Source organism: Acidocella sp. MX-AZ03 (assembly GCF_027626035.1).
GTDB lineage: Bacteria > Pseudomonadota > Alphaproteobacteria > Acetobacterales > Acetobacteraceae > Acidocella > Acidocella facilis.
Genome location: NZ_CP110774.1, coordinates 1,308,981 through 1,334,037, shown reverse-complemented (window position 1 = coordinate 1,334,037; position 25,057 = coordinate 1,308,981). Strand labels below are relative to the sequence as shown.

Below are 25,057 nucleotides of genomic sequence, written 5' to 3'. Positions count from 1 at the left end.
CGTCGTGCAGTGCGCCCTTACGCCGCCTGCTTCTTCAGCAGCTTCTGCTTGATCAGCACCTCGGCGATCTGCACCGCGTTCAGCGCCGCGCCCTTGCGCAGATTGTCGGAGACGCACCAGAAGGCCAGGCCGTTCTCCACCGTCGGGTCCTTGCGCAGGCGCGAGACGAAGGTCGCGTCCTCGCCCTGGCACTCGATCGGGGTGATATAGCCGCCCGGCTCGCGCTTATCCTCGACGACGATGCCCGGCGCCTTGGCCAGCGCCTCGCGGGCTTCCTTCACCGAGACCGGGTTTTCGAATTCGACGAACACCGCCTCGGAATGGCCGATGAACACCGGCACGCGCACGCAGGTGGCGATCACCGGCACGTTGGGGTCGAGGATCTTCCTGGTCTCGACCGCCATTTTCCACTCTTCCTTGGTGGCGCCGTCATCCATGAACACGTCGATCTGGGGGATGACGTTGAAGGCGATATCCTTCTGGAACACCTGGGCGCGTCCCTTCTCGTTCACGAAGGAGACCTTGGTGTTGTTGTAGAGTTCGTCCATGCCCTCTTTGCCGGCGCCGGAGACGGACTGGTAGGTGCTCACCACCACGCGCTTGATCTTGAAGCGGTCATGCAGGGGCTTGAGCGCCACCACCATCTGGATGGTCGAGCAGTTCGGGTTGGCGATGATGTTGCGCTTGGTGTGCAGGGCGATATCCTGCGGGTTCACCTCGGGCACCACCAGCGGCACGTCCGGGTCCATGCGGAACTGGGAGGTGTTGTCGATCACCACGCAGCCGGCCGCCCCGCGCGCGGCGCGTGAATGGCGGAGACGGAGGCGCCGGGGGAGAACAAAGCGATGTCCCAGCCGGTGAAATCGAAGGTTTCCAGATTCTGCACCTTCAGCACCTTATCCTCGCCGAAGGAGACTTCCTGGCCGGCGGAACGGCCGGAGGCCAGGGCGGCCACCTCGGAGACGGGGAAGTCGCGCTGGGCAAGGGTTTTCAGGATCTCGCGCCCCACCGCACCGGTGGCACCGACGACCGCAACCCTGTAGGACATGACGCTTACTCCAAAAATAAAAGTTCGGGCACCGGGGTTACGGCGAAATGTGCTTGCGCGCAAGCGTTTCACGCCAGAGTGCGAGGGGGGATGCGTGAATAGCATAAGTGTGGGGCACAGCGCCCCATTTTAGGCGCATATGAACGCCTGGACATCTGACTTGAACGCGAACGCTCACACCGCACTGCGCCGCCCTGGGCCGTTTTTCCGGTATTACCCACCCGGCTGGCCCTGTGCGGCAATGGCGCTGGGCTGGGTGGCATCGGCGCCATCGCCGTGGCTGCTTTGGATCAAGCGGTTGCCGGCGCCCAAAAAAGTTAAAAATCTGGAACGAATCACTAAAACTTGAGTGGCTTTTTAGGCATTCGAGATGGCAGAACCATACCAGGAGAGGGGTGCAATGGGCGGCGGCGCGGTCAATGGCATGTTCTGGGGCATAATCGGGCTGGTGCTGGGTATCGCGGCGAGCATCGATAATATTCTGCTGGCCGGCATGCAGGGCCTTGGGATCTATCAGCCGCAATGGCAGGTCTGTATTCTGATTTTCATCGTGGCGCTGGCCGTGATGATGGTAATGCGCGTGCTCGGGGCGTTTCTCGGCTGGCTGACCCTGATTTTCTCCGCGGTGCTGCTGGTGCATTTCGTGTTTCCGGCGCTGGGCCACTGAGCGCCCGGGCGGTGTGCGGCGCCTGGCTGTCTCAGGGGCCGTTATGCAGCGTGATCTCGCGCATCCGCCAGCTCAAAGCCAGCCCGCCCAGTGCCATCGCCAGGCAAAGCCCGAAGCCCAGCCGGTAGCCGCTGACCGGGTCGGCAAAGCCGCCATCCAGGGCGGCGCCGGCCAAGGTGGCGCCGAACACCCCGCCAATCGCCCGCAACAGCAGCAGCATGCCGGTGGCGATGCCGATTTCCGGCAGATCGGTCAGCGCCTGCACCGCAAGGATGGTGGTGGGCTGCAGCATCCCCACCCGAAGCCAATCAGTGCCGAGACCGGCACCGGGGCGAAGAGCGGGTTGAGCGTCATCACCAGAAATGCCGTGGAGGCGAGGCTGGTGCCGGTGACGAACATCGCCCGCAGCTTGCCCGTCCGCCGGGCGATCTGTCCGGCCGTATAGGCCCCGCGACGCCGGTGAGCAGGAAGGGCACCAGCTCGATGCCGGCCTGGGCCGGCTTGTCATGAAAGAAACGCTGCAGCAGCAGCGGGAACATGAAGATGGCGCCGAACAGGGCGAAATTATTCAGCGCCGCGAGGGCGATGGTGCCGCGCAGCCGGATCAGCAGGCCGGAGGGCATCAGCGGGTGCGGGCTGCGCCGCTGCTGGACGCGCAGGGCGAGGAGTCCGAGCAGGCCGGCCAGCACCAGCCCCGCTTCCGGCCAGGAGAGCCAGCGCAGATCCACCCGCCCAGGCTGATCGCCATCAGCAGCAATGTGCTGGCGCCGATCAGCAGCCCGGCGCCGCTGAGATCGAACCGGCCGCGACGGCCATTGATCGGCAGATCCTTCAGCCCGCGTATGCATAGCGCCAGGGCGCACAGCCCCAGCGGCAGATTGACCCAGAAAATATAACGCCAGGAGAGGTTTTGCGCGAGCCAGCCGCCCACCACCGGCCCCGCGCCGGAGGCCAGCGCCCACATCGAGGCGAAATAGGCCTGGTAGCGCCCGCGCTCGCGCGGCGGCACCGCATCCGCCACCGCCGCCTGGGAGACGGTGATCAGCGCGCCGCCGGCCAGCCCCTGCAAGGCCCGGCCCAGCAGCAAGGCCGGCACCGACCAGGCCATGGCGCAGAAGAGGCTGGTGAGCACGAAGGCGACGAGAGCCGGGCCCAGCACCTTGGCGCGGCCGAACTGATCCGAGAGCTTGCCATAAAGCGGGGTGGTGGCGGTGGAGGCGAGCAGATAGGCCGAGACCACCCAGGAGAGATGCGTCTGGCCGTGCAGGCTTTGCGCCATTTGCGGGATGGCGGGCAGCACCACGGTCTGGTCCAGCGCGGCCAGGAGCATGCACAGCATCACCCCCTGGACGACGCGCAGGCGCTCGGCGTGGCTATAGCGGCGCGGCTCTGCCTGCCCGTCCATGGCTGATCATCCTTATCGGCAATTGTGCTGACCCTTTTGGCCATGGCATGGATTTTGGCAAGATTGCCCGCGCCGGGCCCAGCCATAGGAAACAAGTATGCCTCTCTCCGCCGCCACCGCCCCCGCCGCCTGCTGCACACCCGCGAGGTGACGCTGCAAGGCTATCTGCGCGAGGACGGGCTGATCGAGGTCGAGGCGCGGATGACCGATGTGAAGAGCTACAGCATGGCCAATATCGACCGCGCCGGCATCCCCGCCGGGGTGCCGCTGCATGATATGTGGATTCGCATGACCCTGACCGTCGAGGAGATGGAAATCGTCGCCTGCGAGGCGGCGATGGATTCGACACCCTATAATATATGCCCGCAAACCGCGCCGAATATGGCGCGGTTGGTCGGGTTGAAGATCGGCAAGGGGTTTTTGCGCGCCGCCGCGCAGCGCGTGGGCGGGGTTGAGGGCTGCACACATCTGCGCGAATTGCTGCAGCCGGTGGCCACCACCGCCTACCAGACCCGCTATTCCGTGCTCAATCACGGGCCGGACGGGGGGAGGGCAAGGACAAGCCGGGCCTCGCGCCGGCGCTGCTGAATACGTGCCACTCTTACAATGAAACCGGGCCGGTGGTGGCGAGGCTGCGCGCGGAGGCGGAACTCTCTGCGCCAAACTGACACAAACCAAGGGCTTGAAGCGCCGTTTGCGGGGGCGGGGCACTTATGGCCTTGCTGCGGCGGAAACCCTATGTTACTGCCCCGCCAAGCCTTGCAAGAGGCATTATATTTCAGAGCACGGCAACAAGGCAGGATAAACTTTGGTCGATATCACGGATAATCGTGTCACTGGCCTGGCCGGGCGTTATGCTGCGGCGCTGTACGCGCTGGCGCATGAGCAAGGCGCGCTGGACCAGACCATCGAGCAGATCGCGGCGCTGGGCCGCCTGATCAAGGAGAGCAAGCCTCTCGCCGCGCTGATCGCCAACCCGCTGACCGATGCCGGCAAGGCCGGCAAGGCGCTGGATGAGGCGCTGGCGGCGCAGGGCGTGTCCACGTTGGTGCGGCATTTTGTCGGCGTCGTCGCCGCGAATCGCCGCCTGCGCGACCTGCCGATGCTGATCGAGGGCTTCGCCGCCTATGCCGCCGCCAAGCGTGGCGAGGCCGTCGCGGTGGTCACCTCCGCCCATGCCTTGTCCGATACCCAGCGCGCCCAGCTCACCGCCCGCCTGGCCGAAGCTGGCCATGGCACCGTGCGGCTGATTGAAAAGCTCGATGCCGGGCTGCTCGGCGGTCTGCGCCTGCAGATCGGCGACAAGCTCTACGACACCACCCTCAAATCGCGCCTTAACCGGCTGAATTATTCTCTCAAGGGAGCTGCCTGATATGGAGATCCGTCCCGCCGAAATCTCCGAGATTCTGAAGCGTCAGATCGCGGATTTCGACACCGAAGCCAATGTGGCCGAGACCGGCCAGGTCCTCTCCGTGGGGGATGGCATCGCGCGCGTGTTCGGTCTCGCCAATGTGCAGGCCGGCGAGCTGGTGGATTTCCCCGGCTCCGGCCTAAAGGGCATGGCGCTGAACCTGGAAGCCGACAATGTCGGCGTGGTGATCTTCGGCGACGACAAGACCATCCGCGAGGGCGACACCGTCACCCGCACCGGCCAGATCGTCGACGTGCCGGTGGGCAAGGGGCTGCTGGGCCGCGTCGTTGACGCGCTGGGCAACCCGATCGACGGCAAGGGCCCGGTGATGTACGCCGAGCGCCGCCTGGTCGAGACCAAGGCGCCGGGCATCATCCCCCGCAAATCCGTGCATGAGCCGATGCAGACCGGCATCAAGGCGATCGACGTGCTGGTGCCCGTCGGCCGTGGCCAGCGCGAGCTGATCATCGGCGACCGCCAGACCGGCAAGACCGCGCTGATCGTCGACACCATCATCAACCAGAAGGCGGTCAACGCCTCTGGCGATGAGAGCAAGAAGCTGTACTGCATCTATGTCGCGGTCGGGCAGAAGCGCTCCACCGTCGCCCAGCTGGTGCGCACGCTGGAGGAATACGGCGTGATGGAATACTCCATCGTCGTCGCCGCCACCGCCTCCGACCCGGCGCCGATGCAGTATCTGGCCCCGTATACTGGCTGCGCCATGGGCGAGTATTTCCGCGATAACGGCATGCATGCGCTGATCGGCTATGACGATCTGTCCAAGCAGGCGGTCGCCTATCGCCAGATGTCCCTGCTGCTGCGCCGCCCGCCGGGCCGCGAAGCCTATCCGGGCGACGTGTTCTACCTGCATTCGCGCCTGCTCGAGCGCGCCGCCAAGATGTCCGACGAGTATGGCGCGGGCTCGCTGACGGCGCTGCCGGTCATCGAAACCCAGGCCGGCGACGTGGGCGCCTACATCCCGACCAACGTGATCTCGATCACCGACGGCCAGATCTTCCTGGAGACCGAGCTGTTCTTCAAGGGCATCCGCCCGGCCATTAACGTCGGCCTCTCGGTCTCGCGCGTCGGTTCCGCCGCGCAGATCAAGGCGATGAAGCAGGTGGCCGGCAAGATCAAGCTGGACCTGGCGCAGTACCGCGAAATGGCGGCCTTCGCCCAGTTCTCCTCCGATCTCGACCCCGCCACCCAGAAGCTGCTGGCCCGCGGCGCGCGCCTGACCGAGCTTTTGAAGCAGCCGCAGTTCAAGCCGCTCTCGGTTGCCGAGCAGGTGATCTCCGTGTTTGCCGGCACCCGTGGCTATTTGGACGGCGTCGCGGTGGACAAGATCGGCCAGTTCGAGATGCAGCTGCTTTCCGACATCAAGGTGAACGCGCCCGAGATCGTGAACGCGATCGAGGCCGACCAGCAGATCAAGCCCGAGACGGAAAAGGCGCTGATCGCGTTCATCGAGACCCTGCTCCGCACCTTCGGATAAGCCCATGCCCTCGCTGAAAACCCTGCGCAACCGGATCAACAGCGTCAAATCGACGCAGAAGATCACGAGCGCCATGAAGATGGTGGCGGCGGCCAAGCTCCGTCGCGCGCAGGCCCAGGCCGAGGCCTCGCGCCCCTATGCCGTGCGCATGGCGGAGATGCTGGCGGCCCTGGCCGCCTCCGAGGCGGGCAACCCGAACGCCTCCAAGCTGCTGGTGGGCAATGGCAAGCGCCAGACCCATTTGTTGCTGGCGGTGACGGCGGATCGCGGTCTGGCCGGTGGCTTCAACGCCAATATCGCCAAGCAGGTGCGCCAGAAGGCGGCGCAGCTCACGGCCGAAGGCAAAACAGTGAAAATCTTCGCGCTCGGCCGCAAGGGCAATGACAGTTTGCGCCGCGACATGGGGGGCAGCATCACCGGCACCAAGAACTTCGTCGGCAAGAAGGTCGTGACCTTCGCGGATGCGGAAGAGGTGGCGCAGGAGATCATTCGCGGCTTCAAGGCCGGCGAGTACGATACCGTGACGCTGATCTTCAACCGCTTCCATAATGTGATGACGCAGAAGCCGGTCGAGCAGCCGCTGATCCCCGCCGCGGCGCCCAACGCGAACGATAACGCGATGGAGCATAATTACGAGGTGGAGCCGGATGACGGCACGCTGCTGGACCGTCTGCTGCCGCGCAATCTGGCGGTGCAGATCTACGCGGCCCTGTTGGAAAACGCCGCCGGCTTCTACGCCGCGCAGATGACCGCGATGGACAGCGCCACCCGCAATGCCGGCCAGATGATCAAGAAGCTGACGCTGAGCTATAACCGGGCCCGTCAGGCGAACATCACCAGAGAGCTGATTGAAATCATTTCCGGCGCGGAAGCCGTTTGAGGACATAGACATGACAAGCAACAACACCGGCCGTGTGACCCAGATCAATGGCGCTGTTGTCGACGTTCAGTTCGACGGCGCGCTGCCTTTCATTCAGAACGCCCTGGAGACCCAGATCGGCGAGCGCCGTCTGGTGCTCGAAGTGGCGCAGGAAATCGGCGAGCGCACCGTGCGCTGCATCGCCATGGACAGCACCGACGGCATGGTCCGCGGCCAGTCCGTGACCGATACCGGGGCCGCCATCTCCGTGCCGGTCGGCCCGGGCGTGCTGGGCCGCATCCTGAACGTGATCGGCGAGCCGATCGATGAGCGCGGCCCGATCGTGGCGACCGCCCGCGCGCCGATCCATAACGATGCCCCCTCCTTCGAGGAGCAGGCCGGTTCCGCCGAGATCCTGGTCACCGGCATCAAGGTGGTGGATCTGCTGGCTCCATATCTGAAGGGCGGCAAGGTCGGCCTGTTCGGCGGCGCCGGCGTGGGCAAGACCGTGCTCATCCAGGAGCTGATCAACAACATCGCCAAGGGCCATGGCGGTGTGTCCGTGTTCGCGGGCGTTGGCGAGCGGACCCGTGAGGGTAACGATCTGTACCATGAAATGATCGATGCCGGCGTCATCAAGCTGAACGAGGACGGCACCACCGACGGTTCCAAGGTCGCGCTGGTCTATGGCCAGATGAACGAGCCGCCGGGTGCGCGCGCCCGCGTCGCCCTCTCCGGCGTGACGATGGCCGAGTATTTCCGCGACCAGGAAGGCCAGGACGTGCTGTTCTTCGTGGACAACATCTTCCGCTTCACTCAGGCGGGTGCGGAAATGTCCGCGCTGCTGGGCCGCATCCCCTCCGCGGTGGGCTATCAGCCGACCCTGGCGACGGATATGGGCGCCCTGCAGGAGCGCATCACCTCCACCAAGAAGGGGTCCATCACCTCCGTGCAGGCCGTGTACGTGCCCGCCGACGATCTGACCGACCCGGCCCCGGCCAACACCTTCGCGCATCTGGATGCGACGACCGTGCTGAACCGCGCGATCGCCGAAAAGGGCATCTACCCGGCCGTGGATCCGTTGGACTCCACCTCCCGCTCGCTCGACCCGCGCATTGTGGGCGAGGAGCACTACAAGGTGGCGCGCGACGTGCAGCGCATTCTGCAGACCTATAAGGGCCTGCAGGACATCATCGCCATCCTGGGCATGGACGAGCTCTCCGAGGATGACAAGCTGGTTGTGGCCCGCGCCCGCAAGATCGAGCGCTTCCTGTCGCAGCCGTTCCATGTCGCCGAAGTCTTCACCGGTTCGCCGGGCGTGTTCGTCGGCATCGAGGACACCATCCGCTCCTTCAAGGGCCTGGTGAATGGCGATTACGACCATATGCCGGAAGCGGCCTTCTACATGGTCGGCGGCATCGACGAGGCGATCGCCAAGGCCGAAGCCCTGGCGGCGAAGGCCTGATCCATGCCCTTGGCCCTGGAAATCATCAGCCCGGAGCGGCTGCTGCTGGCCCGTGAGGTCGACATGGTCGTGGTTCCGGGGACGGAAGGCGATCTCGGCATCCTGCCGGGCCATTCCAAGCTGGTCACCAGCCTGCGCGGCGGGCTGGTCGATATCTACGAGGCCGGGAAGATCACCGACCGCTTTTTTGTCACCGGCGGTTTCGCCGAGGTGACGGAAGGCCGCTGCTCGGTGCTGGCGGACGAGATCATCCGCCAGGCTGATCTCGATCCGGCGGCGGCGCAGGCGAAGCTGGCGGAGGCCGAGGCGGCCTTCGCGGCGGTGAACCTGCAGGATGCCGACGCCTATCGCGAAGCCTCAGATACGCTGATCTCCGCCCAGGCGATGGTGGATAGCGTGGCGCTCGCGCCCGCGGCCTGAAATTTTTACGTTGCTCCCTGAGTAACCTTAAGGCGCCCCTCGCGGGGCGCCTTTTTTATGGGCCGGCGCAGCGGTGGACTCCGAGCGCTGTCAGTTCTCGTATTTTTTCACGATCGGGGCGATGGCCTGGGCGATCATCGTCATGCCCTCACGGTCAGGATGCAAGGCCGGCTCCGGTGGGGTGAGATGCGGGTCGACAAAGAGCGAGGCGTCGACCTTGCCGTCCTTGATGAACAGATGCCGCAGATCGACGAAGGTGACGCCTTCATTCCCCTCATAGTGCTTGGCGAGATCGGCGTTGGTGGCGATGGTCTGCGCATCCACCCAGGGGCCGCGAATGCAGGGCAGCACGCCCAGCAGCAGGATATGCGCCCCGGGCAGGCGCTTCTGGGTGTTCGCCACCACGGATTCGATGCCGGGCACCGTCATCGCGGCGTCCCAATGTACCCGGCCGAAATTATTGGCGCCGATCAGGATGATGGCGAGCTTCGGGTGCAGCCCTGCCACCTGGCCATGGTCGAGCCGCCAGATCAGCGAGGCGGTGGTGTCGCCGATGAAGCCGAAATCCAGCGTGTCGTAGGCGCCGTAATATTTGTCCCAGACCGGCTTGATGTCGTCATAGCCATGCCCGCCCTGGCGCTGCCAGTAATAGGTGATCGAATCGCCCAGCCAGACCAGCCTGGCGTTGGGATGCGCGGCCTTCTCGACCAGCGTGGCGTGCCAGCGGGCATTCCACCAGGGCAGGTCGGTGCGGCCGATCGGCGCCTCGGCGAGATTGACCTTGGCTTGGGCGGCGGTGGGGGCGAAGGCAGGGGCGAGCAGCAGGGCGGCCGCCAGCAGAGCGCGCCTCACAGCCCGCCCCACAGCAGCGCCAGCGAGGCCACGCCGGCCAGCGCGCAATAGATCGCGAACGGCTTCATCGCCCACTCATCATGATCCTTGAAATAGCGCATCAGGAAGGCGGTGCTGGCATAGGCGACGATGCCGGAGACGATGGCGGCGACCAGCGAGATGCCGAACAGCGCATGCAGCTCATGCGCCTTGATCAGCTTCGGCACTTCGGCGGCGGCGGCGGCGAGGATCACCGGCGTGCCCATCAGGAAGGAGAATTTCGCCGCCCCGGCATAGGAGATGCCGCGCTGCAACCCGCCGACGATGGCCGCCCCGAGCGCGAAATCCCCGGCAGGAAGGCCAGGCACTGGAAGATGCCGATGATCAGCGCGTCCACATAGCCGATGGTGGTGCCGCGCAAAGGCTGGCCGCGCCGGCGCTCGCCGGCCAGCAGCACGATGGCGTTGAGGATGAGAAACCCGGCCGCGATCATCGGGCTGGCGAAGAGATGGGCGATATGTTTCTTCAGCAGCGCGCCGATGATCACCGCCGGGATGGTGGCGACGATCAGCTTGCCCAGCAGCGCCCGGGCGGAGGCGTTTTCGGCCTCATAGCCCAGCCCCAGCACGCCGCGCGCCATCACCAGCCATTCCACATAGAAATAGGCGATCAGCCCGAAGGCGGTGCCCAGATGCAGCATCACCAGGAAAGGCAGGAAGCTCGGCGCCGCCTGGTCCACATGCCAATGCAGCAGGGCCGGCACCACCACCGCATGGCCCAGCGAGCTGACGGGGAAGAGTTCCGTCGCCCCCTGCAGGATGGCAAACAGCACGGCATGCAATAAATCCATGAAAATCATCCCCTCAGCTATGGCGCGGTCAAGCCGGACGCCCCATTTGCTGCTTCGCAGAATTTTCCCGCGCCGTTAAGTCGAGGCCCATGTCTGAATCATCTCCGTCCCGACAAATGGTTGGGTTGCTTGCCGCCTCCTGCGGGATTGTCGTGGCGAATATTTATTATGCGCAGCCGCTGATCGGGTTGATCGGCCCGGCGCTGCATATGGGCGGGCAGGCGGAAAGCTTGATCGTGACCCTGACCCAGCTCGGCTATGCGGCGGGGCTGCTGTTCCTGGTGCCGCTGGGGGATCTGGTGGAGAATCGGCGCCTGGTGGTGCTGACCATCGCGGCGGCGATCATCCCGCTGCTGCTGGCTGGATTCGCCTGGGATGCGCGGGTGATGCTGGTGGTCTCGGCCTTGATCGGGGTGACCTCGGTGGCGGTGCAGATGCTGATCCCGCTGGCGGCGCACCTGACACCTGAACATCAGCGCGGCAAGGTGGTGGGGATGGTGACCTCCGGGTTGCTGTTCGGCATCCTGCTGTCGCGGCCTGTCGCCTCGACCATCGCGGCGTTCTCCTCCTGGCGGATGGTGTTCTTTCTCTCCGCCGCGGCGATGGCCGGGATGGCGGTGCTGCTGAGCCGCAAATTGCCGCATCGGCAGCCGGCGGCGAACCATCATTATTTCGAGCTGCTGGGCTCCTTGTTCACGCTGCCGCTGCGCTTCGCGGTGCTGCGCCAGCGCGCCTTGGTGCATGCCGCGTGCTTTGCCGGGTTCTCGCTGTTCTGGACCGGGGTGCCGCTTTATCTGGCCGCACAGTTCGGCTTCACCCAGCGCGGTATCGCGGTGTTCGCGCTGGTGGGCGCGGCGGGGGCGCTGGTGGCGCCCTGGGCCGGGCATATGGCGGATCGCGGCCATACGCGCGCCGGCACCATCCTGGCGCTGCTGGGCGTGATGCTGGCCTTTCTCATCGCGGCTTTGGGGGCACAGATCCATTCGGTGCTGGTGCTGGCGCTGGCCGGCATCGTGCTGGATTCGGCGGTGCAGACCAATCTCGTGCTCAGCCAGCGCTCGATCTATATTCTCGCCCTGAACTGCGTTCGCGGCTGAATGGCGTGTTCATGGCCGGGTTTTTTCTCGGCGGCGCGGCGGGCTCGGCCGCGTGCGGCGTGCTGTTGGCGCAAGGTGGCTGGATTGGGCTGTGCATCGCCGGCGGGGCTTTGGGGCTGGTGGGGCTGGGTTATTTTCTCAGCGTGCGCCGGAGATGAGCCTTGGTCTTGTGTTGCTGATCGTCGCGGTCAGCCTGGGCTGCATCATGGCGCGGCCCTTCGGGGTGAAGGAGGCCTGGCCGGCGCTGGCCGGGGCATTGCTGCTGGTGGGCCTAAGCGCGCTCTCGCCGCGTGGCGCGCTGGCGGCGGTGGGCAGGGGGGGCAGGTTTATCTGTTTCTCATCGGCATGATGCTGCTGGCCGAGCTGGCGGTGCTGGAAGGCGTGTTCGACTGGGCGGCGGCGCATCTGGCGCGCTGGGCCGGGGGCTCGGCGCTGGCGCTGTTCACGCTGGTTTACGCGCTGGCGGTGGTGATTACGGCCTTGCTCTCCAATGATGCGACGGCGGTGGTGTTCACCCCGGCCGTTGCCGCCATGGCCGGGGCGGCGGGGCGCGGGACAAGCTGCCCTATCTGCTGATCTGCGCTTTCGTCGCCAATGCCGCCTCGTTCCTGCTGCCGATTTCAAATCCGGCCAATCTGGTGCTGTTCGACGGGCATATGCCGCGCCTGGGGGAATGGCTGCGATTGTTCGGCCTGGCCTCGGTGCTGGCGATCCTGGCGAGTTACGCGACCTTGTGGCTGACCCAGAAGGCGCATCTGCGCGAGAGGTTGCAGGTTCCGGATGAGAGCGTGCCACTGCGCACCGGCGGGCGCTGGACGTTGGCCGGGCTCGGGGGGCGGCGCTGCTGCTGATCGCCGCGGCGGCCTTTGGCTGGGCCTTGGGCACGCTGACCTTCCTGCTCGGGGCCGGGTGCCTGGTGCTGGTCAGCCTGCTGACGCGCACCCCACCCTGGCAGGCCCTGCGCGGCGTCTCTTGGAGCGTGCTGCCGCTGGTGGCCGGGCTGTTCGTGATGGTGGCAGCGTTGGACCAGGCCGGGCTGGTGCGGGTGCTTTCCGGCTTCGCGCATGCCGGGATTGGGCCGGTGGGGGCGGGGCTGGGGCTGCTCAGCAATCTCGCCAATAACCTGCCGGTCGGGCTGCTGGCGGCGCATCTCTTCGCCCAGGCCCGGAAGGGGCGAAGGCGGCGGCGCTGATCGGGGTGGATCTGGGGCCAAACCTCTCCGTCACCGGCTCGCTGGCGACGATCCTCTGGCTGAATGCGCTGCGCCGCGAGGGGCTGGCGATGAGCGCCTGGCGGTTCCTGGCGCTGGGCGCGGTGATGATGCCGCCTGCTTTGGCACTCGCGCTGCTCGGCTTGTGGGCGAGTCTCTGACCCTTTGACAGCGTCTGATTGTGCTGGTTTCATACCGTTTCTGTAACGGAGGCGGGGATGAGCCTGGCACGGCGCACCGCGCACGGGGCGGCCTGGAATTTCGCGACCGTGCTGGCCGAGCGCGCAGCCGGGTTTGCCATCCTGGCCTTGCTGCTGCGGGTGGTGCCGGCGCGTGATGTCGGGCTGATCGCGATTGCCTCGGCGATGTCCGAGCTGGCCAAAATAGTGGCCAATTCCGGCGCCGGCGAACAGGTGCAGGCCAGCCCTGGCGACCGCGCGGTGGAGGCCGGGGCGTTCTGGAGCCAGCTGCTCACCGCGCTGTTGTTCATGGCCGGGTTGTGGCTGCTCGCGCCGTGGGCGGCGCGGCTCTATCATCTGCCGTTGCTGCGGGCGGTGCTGCGGGTGATGGCGTTGAGCGTGGTGATGACCTGCTGTCTCATCGTCCCCTCGGCGCGGCTCAGCTCACAATTCCGGTTTCGTACCATCGGGCTGATCTCGCTCGGCAGCACGCTGCTCGGGGCCTGTGCGCGCTGCCTCTGGCCTATGCCGGGCAGGGCGTCGCGGCCCTGGTGGCGCAGCGTCTGGTCGGGGTGGGCTTCTATGCGCTGGTGGCCAGCGCCTGCGCGCGCTGGGTGCCGCCGCGCCCGCCTGGCTGGGCGGTGCTGCGCGCCGGCTTCGCCTTTTCGCGACCGCTGATGGAGGCGGCCTTTGTCGATTTCATCGCCCTCACCGGCTATGTGTTGCTGCTGGGGTTGATGCTGCCGCTGGTGGCGCTGGCGCAGTTTCGCATCGCCCAGCGGCTGCTGGAGGTGCTGCAGGAGGTGGCGTTTCTGCCCGCCCGCAAGCTGGTGCTGCCGGTACTGGTGGCGGTGCGTGACGACCCGCCGCGCCGGGCTTTGGTGTTGCGCCATATTCTCGATGCGCTGTGCCTGCTGATCTTCTTCGTCAGCGCGGTGAGCGGGGCGGCGGCGCGGCCTTTGGTGCTGCTGATGTTCGGGTCGGGCTGGGCAAGGGCGGTGCCGGTCTTCGCCATTCTCAGCCTGGTGGCGCCGAGCCTCGCCCTCTACGGCATCATCAACCCGTTGCTCACCGCGCTGGGGCGGGTGGGGCTCGTCTCCTGGTATGCCTGGGTGAATGCGCTGAGCATGTTGGCGACCTGCTGGCTGGCCGCACCGTTCGGGTTGGCGGCGCTGGCCTGGGCGCTGGCGGCGCGCGGGGCGGCTTCCTCCTTGCTGTTTCTGCTGGCGCTGCGCCAGGGCCAGCGCGATCTGGCCTGGCCGCTCTTCCGGCTGCTGCTGGTGCCGCTGGCCGGGCTGCTTGGCGCGCGGCTGGCGGGCTGGGTGGTCACGCCGCTTTTGCCGGCGGCGTTGGGGCAGGCGCTGATCCTGCAGGCGGGCATTGCGGCGTTGGCTTTCATCGGCATCGTGCTGGTTTTGGCGCCGGTGCGGCTGCGGGCCTTGGCGCGACGGCTGCGGCTGGCACTGTTTCCCTTGCCCAACCGGCCCCATGCTGGTTGAATGGCGGCACCCATGGACGCACCGCCGATCACCCTCCACCGCCCGGCGCAGCAGCTGGCCGGCCTTGTGCTGACCTCGCCGCATTCCGGCCGGGTCTATCCGGAGGCGTTCCTGCAGGCCTCGCGGCTGACGCCAGAGGCGATCCGCGGCTCGGAGGATAGTTTCGTCGAGGAGCTGTTCGCCGCCGGCCCGGCCTTGGGTGTGCCGCTGCTGGCGGCGGAGTTTCCCCGCGCGTGGTGCGATGTGAATCGCGAACCCTGGGAGCTGGACCCCAACATGTTCGCGGACCGGTTGCCCGATTACGTGAATATCGCCAGCCCGCGTGTGGCCTGCGGGCTGGGCACGCTGGCGCGGATCGTCGGCACTGGCGAGCCGATCTATGCCCGCAAGCTGTTCTTCGAGGAGGCGCGGGCGCGAATCGAGAGCTGCTGGCGGCCTTTTCACGAGGCGCTGGCCGGGCTGATCGAGGAAAATCTGGAGCGGTTCGGCTATTGCCTGGTGCTGGACTGCCATTCCATGCCCACCCCGTTCAGCCGGTTGAGCCCGCGCCCGGACATTATTCTGGGCGACGCGCACGGCGCCAGCTGCCGCCCGGCCTGGTCGAACTTCATCGAAGGGCAATTTCTTAGGCAGGGATTTTCGGTACGCCGCAACGACCCTTACGCTGGCGGCTTCATCACCCGCCATTATGGCCGCCCGCATGAGGCGGTGCAGGTGATGCAGATCGAGCTGGCGCGCGGGCTTTACATGAATGAGCGCCAATATACACGCAAACCCGGCTTCGAGGCGGTGCAGGCGCGGCTTTCCGCGATTCTGGCGGAGGTGATCCAGACCCTGCGGCAAGGCGGCCTGCCTGGTCCGGACTTCAAGCAAGCGGCAGAGTAAAAAAAAGGCGGTGCATAAAGCACCGCCAAGTTTAGGGAGGAAACGTCCAAGAAACAGGGGAGAAAACTCACCCTGTAAAATCGTTTTACCTAAACTCATGTTGCAGTGCAAGAGAAATTTTGCGGCGCAGCATAAATCCGCTCCCCGGCCACCTCATGCCAGACCGGCTTTTTCCTCGGGGCGCTGGCCCGGCAGGCCATGCCGTGCGAGATCCGGCTGAATCGCGACGATTATTCTTCATCCTGGGCTTTACCTTCGCGCGCCCGCCGATTATGAGCGTCGGGCTGGTGCCGTTCAGGCGACGCTGTGCACCGGAGGGGTGGCCGAGAGGCTGAAGGCGGCGGTTTGCTAAACCGTTATACGCTGTCAAGGCGTATCGTGGGTTCGAATCCCATCTCCTCCGCCAGCACGGCTTTCCAGCTTTTCCCGGACCTGCCCAATATGGCTTAAAGTGGCGGAGAGATGCCGTTTATCGGCTCCCGGACCTTGCCAAACATCCCGCTCAAGCTCTAAAAAAACCGGGTGCTTTTCCGGGTATCGGTTTAGAATATACCCGGGTACGGACGGGAGCAGCATGCTTACTGATACCAAGATTCGGACCGCCAAACCAGCGGAGAAAGGCTATCGTCTGACCGACGCCGGCGGCCTGTTCCTGTGGGTGACCCCGGCCGGCAGCAAGATATGGCGCCTGCGCTACGAGTACCGCGGAAAAGAAAAGCTGCTCACCCTGGGCCCGTACCCGGCTATCGGCTTGAGCGAAGCCCGGGAAAAACGCGAGGCCGCCAAGGCCGTTATGCGCGACGGACGCGACCCTGGGCTTGCGCGGAAGCTGCAGCGCGCGGCGGGTGACCTGGCGGCCGACAACACATTCCAGGCAGTGGCGGAGCTGTGGCATGCCCGGCAGGCACCGACCTGGACCGAGCATCATGCCAAGGATGTCATGGACAGCCTGAAGAAATACGTCTTCCCGCGAATCGGAAAGCTGCCGGTGGCCGAGATCGAGACGCCGGCAGTGGTGGCCGTGCTGCTGGCGATCGAGAAGAACGGGGCGCCAGAGACCGCGCGGCGGGTGCGCCAACGCCTATCCGCCGTGTTCGTCTATGCGGTGGCCATGGGGCTGGCGAAGATTGACCCTGCCCACCTGGCCCGGGCAGCGCTGGCGCCGATGAAGAAGGGGCGCCAGCCCGCAATCACCGACCTCGCCAAACTGCAGGAGATGATGAGGGCGGTGGACGATCACCCGGCCCACCCGGTGACGCGCCTGGCCATGCGGCTGCTGGCGCTCACCGCTGTGCGGCCAGGAGAGCTACGCGGCGCGCAGTGGCCGGAATTCGTGGGTCTGGACGGAGGCAGCCCGGTCTGGGAGATCCCGGGGCCACGCATGAAGATGAAGGTTCCGCACGCCGTTCCGCTATCGGCCCAGGCCGTCGAGACGATCAGGGCGGTGCAGAAACTGACCGGCAGCGCGCAATTCGTGTTCCCCAGCCCGCGGCAGCAGCACCACCCGATGAGCGAAAACGCCCTCGGGTATGCGCTCAACCGGGCCGGGTATCATGGCCACCATGTGCCCCACGGCTTCCGGGCGGCGTTCAGCAGCATCATGAACGAGAATTTTCGGGCTGACCGGCAGGTCATCGACCTGATGCTGGCCCATGCGCCGAAGAACGAGGTCGAGGGCGCCTATAACCGGGCAACGCACGCCGCGCGCCGGCGCGAGCTGGCGCAGGCCTGGGCCGATATGCTGATGGATGGCCTCACGGCGCCGGAGGAGCTTCTGGGGCTGCCGCAGAGATGAAGTCGTCAGCCTCCTTTAGTCTTCTGGAACTCCGGCCTTTATCAAGGAAGCGAGACTTTGGACTGTTCCGCAGATCGGGCACACAACGGCGGCATGCTGGCGAGCAGAAACAGCTTGAAACGTCCCAGGATTGTATGACGCAATCAAATTCTCAATAGCTACCCTGAGCTGGGGAGGGACGATGCTATTTCGGTAACCCAACCTATGCAAATGCCGAGCGATGCTGAATATCATCGATGGGGCAGGTTGGTATTTGTTTAGCTTGGCGCCCTCGAGCATGTCGCGTTCAAGCTGCATTTCAGCACCTGTCATGCTGCGGCCTTTCCGCCAGCGGCCTGGCGCGCTGCCATCTTTTCGGCGATCCAGGCATCGATCTCAGCCGAGACCCAGCGCACAGTGCGTGGTGCGAGTGGGACGGGCTTGGGGAAGGTGCCATCGTTCACCATGCGGTAAATCGTGCTGACGCCAAGGCACACCTTCTCGCGCACCTGGTGGACATCGAGCAGGACAAGGGCGTCCGGTGGTGGTGGCTGGTGCTCGCTCATGCTGCGGCCCTTTCTTCATAGCTATATCCAAAGATCGACCGGATCACGGCCTCGGCCATGTCTGGGCAGACAGAGTTGCCGATGAGGCGCACCTCGTCGGTTTTGGTGAGCCGCCCGCCATCGGTCAGGTCATAGTCGGACGGGAAACCCTGGCCCGGGCCAACTCAGCCGGCGCGAGCATGCGCATGCGGATATCAGTGATGGGCGTCGGCACGCCATGCACGGTCACCAGGGCGAAGCGGTCGCGCGTGGTGATCGCCCCCAACGGCGCGGCAAGCGATCCATGCTGGCCGCCCTGGCCGTAATACTGGATCAGGAAAGCGGCGACCCTCTCAGCGCCGGCGATGTCATCAGGCGTCATGTCGGCCAGTACGAGCCCTTGCTGGGTGCCAGAGGTGGTGATGGTGCTGAGGGGCGCCCCAGCAGGCCTGCCGACCACGCCGGTATTGTGCTGGGCCAGGAAGGCGCTCACGAGCGCCTGCTCGCCCCGGTGGCCACAGGTGACCGTCGGTACCGGGTCATGCAGCGAGCTGCCCCTGTTGCGCCCCGTATGGGTGATCGGCGCCAGATGCGCCGCCACCAGGCCGTGGTGCGTGCCCTGAGCGGTGATGCTGGACAGCGGCGCGCGCATGTCCCGCGCGGTGCCGGTGCCACGCAGTTCCACCGTGTGAGGCACCACAAGGATCTGGTCGGCCTTCGTGGTGATCGTGCCCATCGGCCCGGATAGCGGCCTTGGCGCGCTCTGGCCGGTCCTGCCGCCGCATCCGGTGATGACGCCAGGCACGATGTAGGGGTTATCCGCTTTGATGACATAGCGCATCACACCCTCTGCGATTCGGCGCAGCGTGGCGTCCTTCAGCGGGCGCGACCGGTCGAAGATGGAACGGCATGGGATAGACCAGTCAATGACCTCGCCAGCAGAGCGCCAAGGCTGCTCGAGGAAGGACGGCCATTTCGCGTGGGTTGCCTTTGGCCAGGCCACCGGGCCGTCAAGCGAGGCCACGATCACCAAGCGGGTGCGGATGGTGGGGGCGCCAAAATCGGCCGCGCACAGCTCGCGCCATTCGACGCGATAGCCAAGGCCGCGCAGCCGGCCGACCCAGACATTGAAGCTGCGCCCGACCCGGGCCGGGCATGGCGTGCCGTCCTCGAGCAGGGGACCCCAGCCCAGCATTTCGCGGACGTTCTCCACCACGATCTTGCGCGGCCTCACACGCTTCGCCCAGGTCAGCACCACGCCGGGCAGGCTGCGCACGCTCTTCCATCTCGGGCGCCCCCAGCGGCCCGCGAAAAGTGCCGGCAGTCAGGGGATGCCCATAGCAGCCCAACCGGGCGCCCCGCGCATGCTTCAACAGGCTCGACCTCCCACACGCTGGCGCAATGGTGTGTCGCTTCAGGGTGGTTGCGGGTGTGAACGGCGATGGCGATAGCGTCGTGATTCACGGCGATGTCGGGGTGCCGGCCGGTGGCCTGGAAAATGCCCTGACTGGCTCCGCCGCCGCCGGCGAATAGGTCAACAATGATCTCGTTGGGGCCGATCATGCGGCGCTCCCTTGAGCATCATTCCGCTCGAAAACGACGTGCAGGCCGTCGGTGACATGGCGCCAATTGCGGCCCGAGCGGATGTTCCGAATTGATTTTCGGCACACCCCGAAGCGCCTGGCAGCTTCGCCATCTGAGCCGCGCGAAACGAAAATCTCCTTGACCTGCGCCTCGGAAAGTTTAGCGCGGCCGTTCACTGTCCCCTTGGCGTATCCACGGGCCATGGCCTAGATCCTCATTGGCATGATTACGATGGTGGTGCTCGGGTCGGCCAGCTCGGCCGCGCCGCTGATGATGGTCGGGGCGGACTGGCTGTCCGCGAAAAACTGGATCTGCTGCGCCCGCAGCGTGGCCATGGCGTCGATTAGGTAGCGAGCCTGAAAGCCGATCTCGAACGTGTCCTCTGACTGGCCAGGGATCTCGGCTTGGATATAGCCTCCATCTTCAAGCAGGCACCTGACGTTGACAACATCGAGCCCAGCCATGCCCGAGATCGCCACACCGCCCCGTGGGCGCCCGATGGCCGCAACGCGCTTAACGAAGCGGTCGAGGATGTCAGCATCCAGCGTGAAGCGTAGGGGCTGCTCTTTGGGGATCACTCGCTCGTAATCCGGGAATGTGCCATCGATCAGGGGGTGCGAAGCATCAAGTTCGGCCCGCGCGCCAGCAGCTGGGTTGGGCCCACCCGCACCAGGTCGAGCGTATCCTCCGGGAAGGCGGCGAGAAGCGTCTGCAGGGCAGCCACGGTCTCGCGCGGGATGATCATCCCCTCCGCCAGATCGTGTTTCACGCCCGCGAGCGCATGCTTGATCATGCGGTGTCCGTCATTGCTGACGAAGACCACCGCCGTGTCGTCGGTTGGGTGCGGACTGAGGTAGACGCCGTTGAGGTAATAGCGCGTCTCCTCGACGCTCATCGACCGGGCGCAGAGCGCCAGGGCCTTGGCCAGCGGCTTAGCGCCGATGGTCAGAGACGGGCAAGGCTCGCCCGGTTCGCGCAGCTTGCGGCTGTATTCGAAAAGGCTGGCCACGTCCTCGGTTTTGCGGACGATGAAGCTCGCGAGCATGCCATCCACGCCCATGCTCACCCGCCCGGCCTCAGGCGCGGCGATCTCCACATCCGGGCTGTCCGCCTTGGGCCGGAGCATGGCGCCCAGCGCGAAGAACGGGATGTCATGGATCTCATCGCGCCCGCTCACGATCTGGGAGAGCGGCAGGGCCATGGTGATCTCGATGCCGCAGGGGTCGACGGCGCGCAGGGCCGACGCGCCGCCGTGGTTAACCAGGCTCAGGCAGGGCTGGACGCCGTAGCGCTTCGGATACGCCCCACGCATCAGCCGCAACGCGCGGCGGGTCTCAGCGATGTTGAGGGCGATCATGGTGTCACCGCCTCGCGTGGGGCCGGCTCTATGGGCGCGTCTTTAGTGACGCCGTTGAACCAATTCCTCACCGCCCGTTCGGAGATGAGCTTGATCTCTTCCTCTTTGCTTCGGATTAACGAGCGCGCATCCGCCGCTTCCTGGAGCATATCAAAGCATCGCCCCTCAATGGCAGCAATCTGCGCCTCAGCCGCCGCGATCTCGAGGTAAGCGCTCTCGATGCGCTTTGATGTCTCGCGGTTGATCATGGCGTCACCTCTGGCAGGCGCTCGCCGGAGCGCAGGCGGCCGCTGCGGCGCATGGCTGGCCGGCTGTTCGGATCCACCTGGTCGCGGTTGCGCCAGGCCATGTAGGTGGGGCTGGCGGGCGTGTGTGCAGATTTGCGGCGGCGGTTGCGCAGGTTGCGGAGCCGGCGCGCTTCCTCCTTCTTGGCCAGCAGGGAGGCCATCTTCGACTGAACGGACGAAGCGATCTTGTTGAACATGCGCGCGCCTCCTCAGACGAAGTTGGCGGCGAATTTCCGCCCGGCCGCACTGAGGACAAGATTCACCGAGCGGCGATCGTTCATATCGAGCTCGCGGTGCAGGAGGCCTTCCTCGGTCAGCCGGTCCGCAGCGCGGGTAATGGCGGGCTTGGAGACGCCGAGCTCAGACGCCAGGCCGCGCTCGGTCTGTGTGCTGTCACGGCACGCCATGATGACGCTGAGCTGGCGGGTGGTCAGGCTGTCTTTGCCCGTGCGCAGCAGGAAGGCCAGCGCGCCGGAAATTGGGAATGGTTCGACCGAACCGGACATAGGGTGTTCCTTTTTGGTTAACGAAAGTGGGAAGCAGGCGGCGCTACTGGCCGGCGCCGCTGGGCGGATCCGAAGGCGCGGCCGGCGCAGGGGGCAGTGCATCGATGCTGCGCAGGAAATCGATGTGATCCGCGGCGACCTTGAGCAACGCGCGGGCGGCATCCTGGTTGTTCGCGGCCCAGGTGCGGCAGAAATACAGAGAGGCCCAGCTTTCACCAGTCGCGAACTTGATCCGCGCCGCGGCCTCCAGGGTGGGATTATGCAGGGCCATCAGGACGGCGGTGCGCCGGCGGCGGCGCTTTCCATGATGGCTTCGACGCGCTGGAACAGGCCCTCCACCATCTGCGGGAGCGCGGCTTCCATCCGGGCTTTCCAGGCCGGCAGCATGCCGTTGGCGTCTGAGAGCTCGAGCAGCGCTTTGCCCAGCCCCAGCGCCAGATGGCATTCGTGCAGGTCCGTCGCCCGCTTGCCGTGCTCGGCCCGGATGGAGGTGACGAGGCCGAACAGCACCCGCGCCGCGGCCAGGCGCCGGGCATCCAGGCGATCCGCGCTGTCAATCTGAGGCATATGCGGTGTGGCGCTGCTGGGCGCAGGGGGCGTCCCTTGTGCGGCGGGCGGCATATAGGGCGTATCACCCTCGCGCGGCGGGGGCGCGTCCGGATGGCGGATGACAAGATCAACCGGGACGGCGTGCAGCTCGACCTGCACGACGAGATCACTCACGCGCCGGAATGTGCCGTGCAAAGCCGCGCGCTCGGCCGGCCTCAGGTTGCGCCATTTCTGGATATCGAAATCGCCGAAGAGGATGCCGCGCGGCTCGTCCCTCTGCAGTCGACCCACGGACATGCCGTGATAGATGCACCAATCCATAGCGCGCTCGCTGGCGGTTCGAGGGTCGCCGGCAATGGCCTTAAAGTGAAACACCAGATTAACGGCGCGCATGCCCGGTTCGAGCGCGCTCATCCGAACACCACGAGTGCGAGGAAGGCGAGGGCGATGCAGAGCATGAAGGCGATGCCGGCGCCGATCTCGTCGAGCGTCAGGCCGCCAGCGGCATCGCGGAAATCATCCCAAGCCGACATTTCATCGTGCGGCTGCAGGAAGTCGTTGCGCGTGTCACGCGCGGCGGCTGGGTCGAAACGGCCGGGATCGTTAAAGAAACGACTGGGCGCGCTCTGTGGGGACGTGGGCGCAAAAGGCATTGTGCGGCTCCATCTGGGATGATGGAGCCAAAATGCGCATTATTGCGCAATCAGTCAAGCGCAATTTTGCGCATTTATTTTTACCCCTGTTTGTTGTCGGGCGGTCTAATCAGCAATGTAGATTTCGTGGGTAAGCACACCATCAACGGATGCGTAAATCCTGCCAAACTGGGCGATGTTGCCGAATGCGGTGCTGTCATCAAAAAGAGTGCTGACTTTTCCTGTCTGTATCGTTCCGTAGATATAGTAATAATCTTGATTGTCTCCGATGATCGGCGACACCGACCAGCTCCAGGAGGGGCTAATAACTACATCAGCCTGGACCGTTCCGCAGGGGTGCTTTTTAGTTAGGGTGAGGGCATGAAGTGTAGCGGCGGCTTGATGGCTTTTGGCGTCGTATCTTGCCGCGCTTGGTGGGTTCTCTAGCTTTGCGCCGGCTAAGTCGCCGCCATACGTGAAGATCGCTCCAGCAGGAACAATGATTGGACCACGCGACCATTCAGCCGCCCAGTCTGCTGGGTCTTCGTTTGCAGCGCAGATCTTCAAGCCGCCTGCTGCTGCCGCCACAGGGACGAACGCAAACGTGATAATCGCAGCAAGACGGAGCATGGGTTAAAATTCCTATTTCGTGTTGACTCTGCGTTTTAGGTCAGCAATGTTCCGGTTATGTTCTTCGTTTGTGGTGAGTGAAATGGGAGAGGTTGTTTGTTTATCCAGCTTTGCGGCGCGCAATCCTCGTCACAGCTTCAAGGATATCAAGGGTTGCAAGCTTCGTGGCAGTGTCCATCTCGATCCAGAGGCCGAGAAGCTTCTTATTCTCAGGCGAATCGAGCAAATTGCTGAGAACCTCGGTATCGACGTCGACCGCCCCTTCAAGTTGAGGCGTAGTCCCGTAGGGCGTTGCAGTAAGCTCGAAGAAGGGTGACTCCGCTTCCCGCTGCTCGCGGATGGCGTCCCGAAATGTTTTCAAAAGACTTACCGTGGAAGCCGACAAGAGGTGGGTGTGCTTTTCGTCCATCACTTTGTTCAGCGTTGACGGGCGCACGCCAATTTGTGTCGCAAGAGCCGAAGGTTTTAGGCCTGCCTCTTTCGCCACCTCCTTAATGAGTTGTTGGTGCTCTTCACGGATTTTTCGGCGGTCTAGCATGTGCGCAATTTTGCACATGTGAGCTTATTTCGTCTCGGCGCAATTTTGCGCTTTACGCCGGCGGGATAATGCGCAATATTGCGCAAATGTCCATGACATATTTATCCGCCACGGAGCTTGAGAAGCTCGGCCGCAATAATGGCTGGTCACTCGCAGCGCTTTGTCGTGAGGCAAAGGTATCTCCTTCGAATTTTGCTCGCTGGAAAAAGGGGGCAAACGGCATGACGCTGCGCATTTACGAGCGCGTTTACTCTGTCGCTTCAAGGAAGCGGGGCGCGCCCGGATCGGAGGCCACGTGATGGCGTGGCCAAAGGGCAAGACCCACTCCGCCGAGACGCGGGCGAAGATGTCCGAGGCGAAGCGCGGCAAGGCCCACTCCGCCGAGACGCGGGCGAAGATGTCCGAGGCGCAGCGCGGCAAGGCCCACTCCGCCGAGACGCGGGCGAAGATGTCCGAGGCGCAGCGCGGCAAGGCCCACTCCGCCGAGACGCGGGCGAAGATGTCCGAGGCGCAGCGCGGCAAGGCCCACTCCGCCGAGACACGGGCGAAGATCTCCGAGGCGCGGCGCGGCACTGATGTCCGAGGGTTGAGCGATGCTGACTACCATGATTTTCGATGCTTCCGTGCCAAGGGGTTCACGCGCGCCGAAGCGCTCAAGCTCGTTCAGGGTGGTCGGCTGTGACCCGCGCTTGCTTCCTCGGCCCGATCTGCCCCTGCGGCCGCGCCACGCGCGGCCCGGTCTGCTCCGGCTGTCTCGAATTCCGAATTCACGCCCAATCGCCGCGTGCCGGTTCCCCCGGAACCCGATGGCGCGCGCCGTAGGCGGGGATGGTGGTGGTTCTAACGCCATCCCCGCCGCCTTCATTTCTCAGCTCTGCCGGAAACTGGCCCGCCCCGGTATGTAGCTCCGCGTTCGCGCGCGGGGCAGGGCTATCTTGGACGTTTCCTCCTTGACCTTGCCGGCGGGGCTTCGCGCTCCGCCGGTCTTTTCCATGGTGGCCCGTCGTCTCGACCATTCGTGTGTTCCTTTCACCGTTCGTCGCTGAACAGAAAGGAACACGAAAATGGTTGGAAAAAGTAGCGGACAATCGCCGCGAAATTTTCGCGGAGGTCGAAGCATGGGCTGCTGTCTGAACAGCTTGATCCTGGACCACTACGGCCAGCTCGCCAGCAAGCGGAAGCTGCTCGCGCGTGACGCGGGTGTGAGCGACCGCACGGCTGAGAATTGGCTGCTTGGCAAGAACGATCCGCAGATCAGCTGCATCATGTCTATCGCAAAGAACAATCCGGCTTTTCGTGCCGATTTCATCGCCTGGCTCGAGGAGCGCACCTAA

Annotated in this window: 37 protein-coding genes, 1 tRNA gene and 3 pseudogenes; 22 read left to right on the top strand and 19 right to left on the bottom strand. The window is 65.0% G+C overall.

The genetic code is table 11. The features are described 5' to 3' along the window. Window positions 1–17: 17 nt before the first annotated feature. Window positions 18–1,048: pseudogene (locus GT370_RS07570) on the bottom strand (aspartate-semialdehyde dehydrogenase). Window positions 1,049–1,448: 400 nt separating this feature from the next. Here GT370_RS07570 and GT370_RS07565 point away from each other — a divergent pair. After that, on the top strand, window positions 1,449–1,715 hold the full coding sequence (locus GT370_RS07565) for a hypothetical protein (protein ID WP_008492396.1): 267 nt from the start codon (window positions 1,449–1,451) through the stop codon (window positions 1,713–1,715). Window positions 1,716–1,746: 31 nt separating this feature from the next. Here GT370_RS07565 and GT370_RS07560 read toward each other — a convergent pair whose 3' ends face one another. The 3 genes from GT370_RS07560 to GT370_RS07550 form a co-directional block, all read right to left on the bottom strand. Continuing rightward, window positions 1,747–2,007, bottom strand: coding sequence for a hypothetical protein (locus tag GT370_RS07560; RefSeq protein ID WP_270184154.1), 261 nt, complete (start codon window positions 2,005–2,007; stop codon window positions 1,747–1,749). A 61-nt stretch (window positions 2,008–2,068) separates the two neighbouring features. Continuing rightward, window positions 2,069–2,338 (bottom strand): hypothetical protein, encoded by a 270-nt coding sequence (locus GT370_RS07555; RefSeq protein ID WP_270184153.1) that lies wholly within the window; start codon window positions 2,336–2,338, stop codon window positions 2,069–2,071. Beyond that, entirely contained in the window at window positions 2,338–3,120 is a 783-nt protein-coding gene (locus tag GT370_RS07550) for an MFS transporter (protein WP_270184152.1), read from the bottom strand. The genes GT370_RS07555 and GT370_RS07550 overlap by 1 nt, the downstream gene beginning before the upstream one ends. A gap of 63 nt (window positions 3,121–3,183) precedes the next feature. Here GT370_RS07550 and GT370_RS07545 point away from each other — a divergent pair, with 63 nt between their 5' ends. From GT370_RS07545 to atpC, 6 genes are all read left to right on the top strand, one after another. After that, window positions 3,184–3,708, top strand: a complete 525-nt coding sequence (locus tag GT370_RS07545; protein WP_270184151.1) for a DUF2889 domain-containing protein — start codon at window positions 3,184–3,186, stop codon at window positions 3,706–3,708. Window positions 3,709–3,928: 220 nt separating this feature from the next. Further along, window positions 3,929–4,492, top strand: a complete 564-nt coding sequence (gene atpH / locus GT370_RS07540) for an ATP synthase F1 subunit delta (protein ID WP_008492399.1) — start codon at window positions 3,929–3,931, stop codon at window positions 4,490–4,492. A gap of 1 nt (window position 4,493) precedes the next feature. Next, complete coding sequence (atpA, locus tag GT370_RS07535) at window positions 4,494–6,026, top strand: F0F1 ATP synthase subunit alpha (protein ID WP_008492401.1); 1,533 nt, start codon at window positions 4,494–4,496, stop codon at window positions 6,024–6,026. 4 nt (window positions 6,027–6,030) lie between these two features. Then, window positions 6,031–6,906, top strand: a complete 876-nt coding sequence (locus GT370_RS07530; RefSeq protein WP_008492403.1) for a F0F1 ATP synthase subunit gamma — start codon at window positions 6,031–6,033, stop codon at window positions 6,904–6,906. 10 nt (window positions 6,907–6,916) lie between these two features. Continuing rightward, on the top strand, window positions 6,917–8,350 hold the full coding sequence (gene atpD, locus GT370_RS07525; protein ID WP_008492404.1) for a F0F1 ATP synthase subunit beta: 1,434 nt from the start codon (window positions 6,917–6,919) through the stop codon (window positions 8,348–8,350). A gap of 3 nt (window positions 8,351–8,353) precedes the next feature. Continuing rightward, window positions 8,354–8,770 carry an ATP synthase F1 subunit epsilon gene (atpC, locus tag GT370_RS07520; protein WP_026439990.1) on the top strand — a complete coding sequence of 139 codons (417 nt, stop codon included), beginning with the start codon at window positions 8,354–8,356 and terminating at the stop codon, window positions 8,768–8,770. 90 nt (window positions 8,771–8,860) lie between these two features. On the opposite strand, the gene GT370_RS07515 is transcribed toward atpC, so the two are convergent. Then, on the bottom strand, window positions 8,861–9,622 hold the full coding sequence (locus tag GT370_RS07515) for a GDSL-type esterase/lipase family protein (RefSeq protein ID WP_008492407.1): 762 nt from the start codon (window positions 9,620–9,622) through the stop codon (window positions 8,861–8,863). Continuing rightward, window positions 9,619–10,451 (bottom strand): annotated as a pseudogene (locus GT370_RS07510) (undecaprenyl-diphosphate phosphatase). The gene GT370_RS07515 and the pseudogene GT370_RS07510 overlap by 4 nt, the downstream one beginning before the upstream one ends. A 152-nt stretch (window positions 10,452–10,603) precedes the next feature. Here GT370_RS07510 and GT370_RS07505 point away from each other — a divergent pair. From GT370_RS07505 to GT370_RS07450, 11 genes and pseudogenes are all read left to right on the top strand, one after another. Beyond that, window positions 10,604–11,548 carry an MFS transporter gene (locus GT370_RS07505; protein WP_270184150.1) on the top strand — a complete coding sequence of 315 codons (945 nt, stop codon included), beginning with the start codon at window positions 10,604–10,606 and terminating at the stop codon, window positions 11,546–11,548. A gap of 11 nt (window positions 11,549–11,559) precedes the next feature. Beyond that, on the top strand, window positions 11,560–11,706 hold the full coding sequence (locus GT370_RS07500) for a hypothetical protein (protein WP_270184149.1): 147 nt from the start codon (window positions 11,560–11,562) through the stop codon (window positions 11,704–11,706). Next, window positions 11,703–11,897, top strand: a complete 195-nt coding sequence (locus GT370_RS07495; protein WP_270184148.1) for a hypothetical protein — start codon at window positions 11,703–11,705, stop codon at window positions 11,895–11,897. Before GT370_RS07500 ends, GT370_RS07495 begins: the two co-directional genes overlap by 4 nt. Then, window positions 11,894–12,124: an SLC13 family permease gene (locus GT370_RS07490; protein ID WP_270184147.1), complete on the top strand. Its 231-nt coding sequence runs from the start codon at window positions 11,894–11,896 to the stop codon at window positions 12,122–12,124. The genes GT370_RS07495 and GT370_RS07490 overlap by 4 nt, the downstream gene beginning before the upstream one ends. Window positions 12,125–12,186: 62 nt before the next feature. After that, the gene (locus tag GT370_RS07485; protein WP_270184146.1) at window positions 12,187–12,399 is read left to right on the top strand and encodes a hypothetical protein; all 213 of its coding nucleotides are present in this window, start codon (window positions 12,187–12,189) and stop codon (window positions 12,397–12,399) included. 26 nt (window positions 12,400–12,425) lie between these two features. Further along, window positions 12,426–12,740, top strand: a complete 315-nt coding sequence (locus GT370_RS07480) for an SLC13 family permease (RefSeq protein WP_270184145.1) — start codon at window positions 12,426–12,428, stop codon at window positions 12,738–12,740. A 5-nt stretch (window positions 12,741–12,745) separates the two neighbouring features. Then, entirely contained in the window at window positions 12,746–12,919 is a 174-nt protein-coding gene (locus GT370_RS07475; RefSeq protein WP_270184144.1) for an ArsB/NhaD family transporter, read from the top strand. Window positions 12,920–12,976: 57 nt separating this feature from the next. Next, window positions 12,977–14,436 (top strand): annotated as a pseudogene (locus GT370_RS21345) (oligosaccharide flippase family protein). A gap of 12 nt (window positions 14,437–14,448) precedes the next feature. Further along, a complete protein-coding gene (locus GT370_RS07460) occupies window positions 14,449–15,321 on the top strand; it encodes an N-formylglutamate amidohydrolase (protein WP_144052616.1) in 873 nt (290 codons plus the stop codon). Between the two features lie 313 nt (window positions 15,322–15,634). Beyond that, window positions 15,635–15,727: transfer RNA gene (locus tag GT370_RS07455), tRNA-Ser, on the top strand. A 168-nt stretch (window positions 15,728–15,895) separates the two neighbouring features. Further along, a complete protein-coding gene (locus GT370_RS07450) occupies window positions 15,896–17,116 on the top strand; it encodes a tyrosine-type recombinase/integrase (RefSeq protein WP_008492413.1) in 1,221 nt (406 codons plus the stop codon). A 308-nt stretch (window positions 17,117–17,424) separates the two neighbouring features. On the opposite strand, the gene GT370_RS07445 is transcribed toward GT370_RS07450, so the two are convergent. Beyond that, the gene (locus GT370_RS07445) at window positions 17,425–17,661 is read right to left on the bottom strand and encodes a helix-turn-helix transcriptional regulator (protein ID WP_008492414.1); all 237 of its coding nucleotides are present in this window, start codon (window positions 17,659–17,661) and stop codon (window positions 17,425–17,427) included. Window positions 17,662–17,785: 124 nt separating this feature from the next. Next, window positions 17,786–18,916: a DNA cytosine methyltransferase gene (locus GT370_RS07440; RefSeq protein WP_270184142.1), complete on the bottom strand. Its 1,131-nt coding sequence runs from the start codon at window positions 18,914–18,916 to the stop codon at window positions 17,786–17,788. Between the two features lie 125 nt (window positions 18,917–19,041). On the opposite strand from GT370_RS07440, the gene GT370_RS07435 reads away from it, so the two are divergent. After that, the gene (locus GT370_RS07435) at window positions 19,042–19,173 is read left to right on the top strand and encodes a hypothetical protein (protein ID WP_270184141.1); all 132 of its coding nucleotides are present in this window, start codon (window positions 19,042–19,044) and stop codon (window positions 19,171–19,173) included. A gap of 26 nt (window positions 19,174–19,199) precedes the next feature. Here GT370_RS07435 and GT370_RS07430 read toward each other — a convergent pair whose 3' ends face one another. The 11 genes from GT370_RS07430 to GT370_RS07380 form a co-directional block, all read right to left on the bottom strand. Continuing rightward, window positions 19,200–19,427, bottom strand: coding sequence for a hypothetical protein (locus GT370_RS07430; RefSeq protein WP_008492418.1), 228 nt, complete (start codon window positions 19,425–19,427; stop codon window positions 19,200–19,202). A gap of 3 nt (window positions 19,428–19,430) precedes the next feature. After that, complete coding sequence (locus GT370_RS07425) at window positions 19,431–19,802, bottom strand: hypothetical protein (protein ID WP_270184140.1); 372 nt, start codon at window positions 19,800–19,802, stop codon at window positions 19,431–19,433. Window positions 19,803–19,831: 29 nt separating this feature from the next. Then, window positions 19,832–20,581 carry a DNA polymerase III subunit beta family protein gene (locus GT370_RS07420; protein WP_270184139.1) on the bottom strand — a complete coding sequence of 250 codons (750 nt, stop codon included), beginning with the start codon at window positions 20,579–20,581 and terminating at the stop codon, window positions 19,832–19,834. After that, a complete protein-coding gene (locus GT370_RS07415) occupies window positions 20,578–20,829 on the bottom strand; it encodes a hypothetical protein (RefSeq protein ID WP_008492420.1) in 252 nt (83 codons plus the stop codon). The genes GT370_RS07420 and GT370_RS07415 overlap by 4 nt, the downstream gene beginning before the upstream one ends. Then, window positions 20,826–21,065, bottom strand: a complete 240-nt coding sequence (locus tag GT370_RS07410; protein WP_008492421.1) for a hypothetical protein — start codon at window positions 21,063–21,065, stop codon at window positions 20,826–20,828. The genes GT370_RS07415 and GT370_RS07410 overlap by 4 nt, the downstream gene beginning before the upstream one ends. Before the next feature lie 12 nt (window positions 21,066–21,077). After that, window positions 21,078–21,374: a MarR family transcriptional regulator gene (locus tag GT370_RS07405; protein WP_008492422.1), complete on the bottom strand. Its 297-nt coding sequence runs from the start codon at window positions 21,372–21,374 to the stop codon at window positions 21,078–21,080. A 43-nt stretch (window positions 21,375–21,417) separates the two neighbouring features. Continuing rightward, entirely contained in the window at window positions 21,418–21,645 is a 228-nt protein-coding gene (locus GT370_RS07400; RefSeq protein WP_008492424.1) for a hypothetical protein, read from the bottom strand. Continuing rightward, entirely contained in the window at window positions 21,645–22,337 is a 693-nt protein-coding gene (locus GT370_RS07395; RefSeq protein ID WP_144052617.1) for a hypothetical protein, read from the bottom strand. Before GT370_RS07395 ends, GT370_RS07400 begins: the two co-directional genes overlap by 1 nt. Then, window positions 22,334–22,576, bottom strand: coding sequence for a hypothetical protein (locus tag GT370_RS07390; protein WP_039884664.1), 243 nt, complete (start codon window positions 22,574–22,576; stop codon window positions 22,334–22,336). The genes GT370_RS07395 and GT370_RS07390 overlap by 4 nt, the downstream gene beginning before the upstream one ends. Window positions 22,577–22,681: 105 nt before the next feature. Then, on the bottom strand, window positions 22,682–23,185 hold the full coding sequence (locus GT370_RS07385; RefSeq protein WP_008492426.1) for a hypothetical protein: 504 nt from the start codon (window positions 23,183–23,185) through the stop codon (window positions 22,682–22,684). A 100-nt stretch (window positions 23,186–23,285) separates the two neighbouring features. After that, a complete protein-coding gene (locus GT370_RS07380; RefSeq protein WP_008492427.1) occupies window positions 23,286–23,741 on the bottom strand; it encodes a hypothetical protein in 456 nt (151 codons plus the stop codon). Between the two features lie 50 nt (window positions 23,742–23,791). Between GT370_RS07380 and GT370_RS07375 the strand changes: the two genes are divergently transcribed. The 3 genes from GT370_RS07375 (at window position 23,792) to GT370_RS07365 (ending at window position 25,057) form a co-directional block, all read left to right on the top strand. Next, on the top strand, window positions 23,792–24,022 hold the full coding sequence (locus GT370_RS07375; RefSeq protein WP_205619721.1) for a helix-turn-helix transcriptional regulator: 231 nt from the start codon (window positions 23,792–23,794) through the stop codon (window positions 24,020–24,022). Next, window positions 24,022–24,405, top strand: a complete 384-nt coding sequence (locus GT370_RS07370; RefSeq protein WP_008492428.1) for an NUMOD3 domain-containing DNA-binding protein — start codon at window positions 24,022–24,024, stop codon at window positions 24,403–24,405. The genes GT370_RS07375 and GT370_RS07370 overlap by 1 nt, the downstream gene beginning before the upstream one ends. A gap of 436 nt (window positions 24,406–24,841) precedes the next feature. Continuing rightward, window positions 24,842–25,057, top strand: coding sequence for a hypothetical protein (locus GT370_RS07365; RefSeq protein WP_008492429.1), 216 nt, complete (start codon window positions 24,842–24,844; stop codon window positions 25,055–25,057).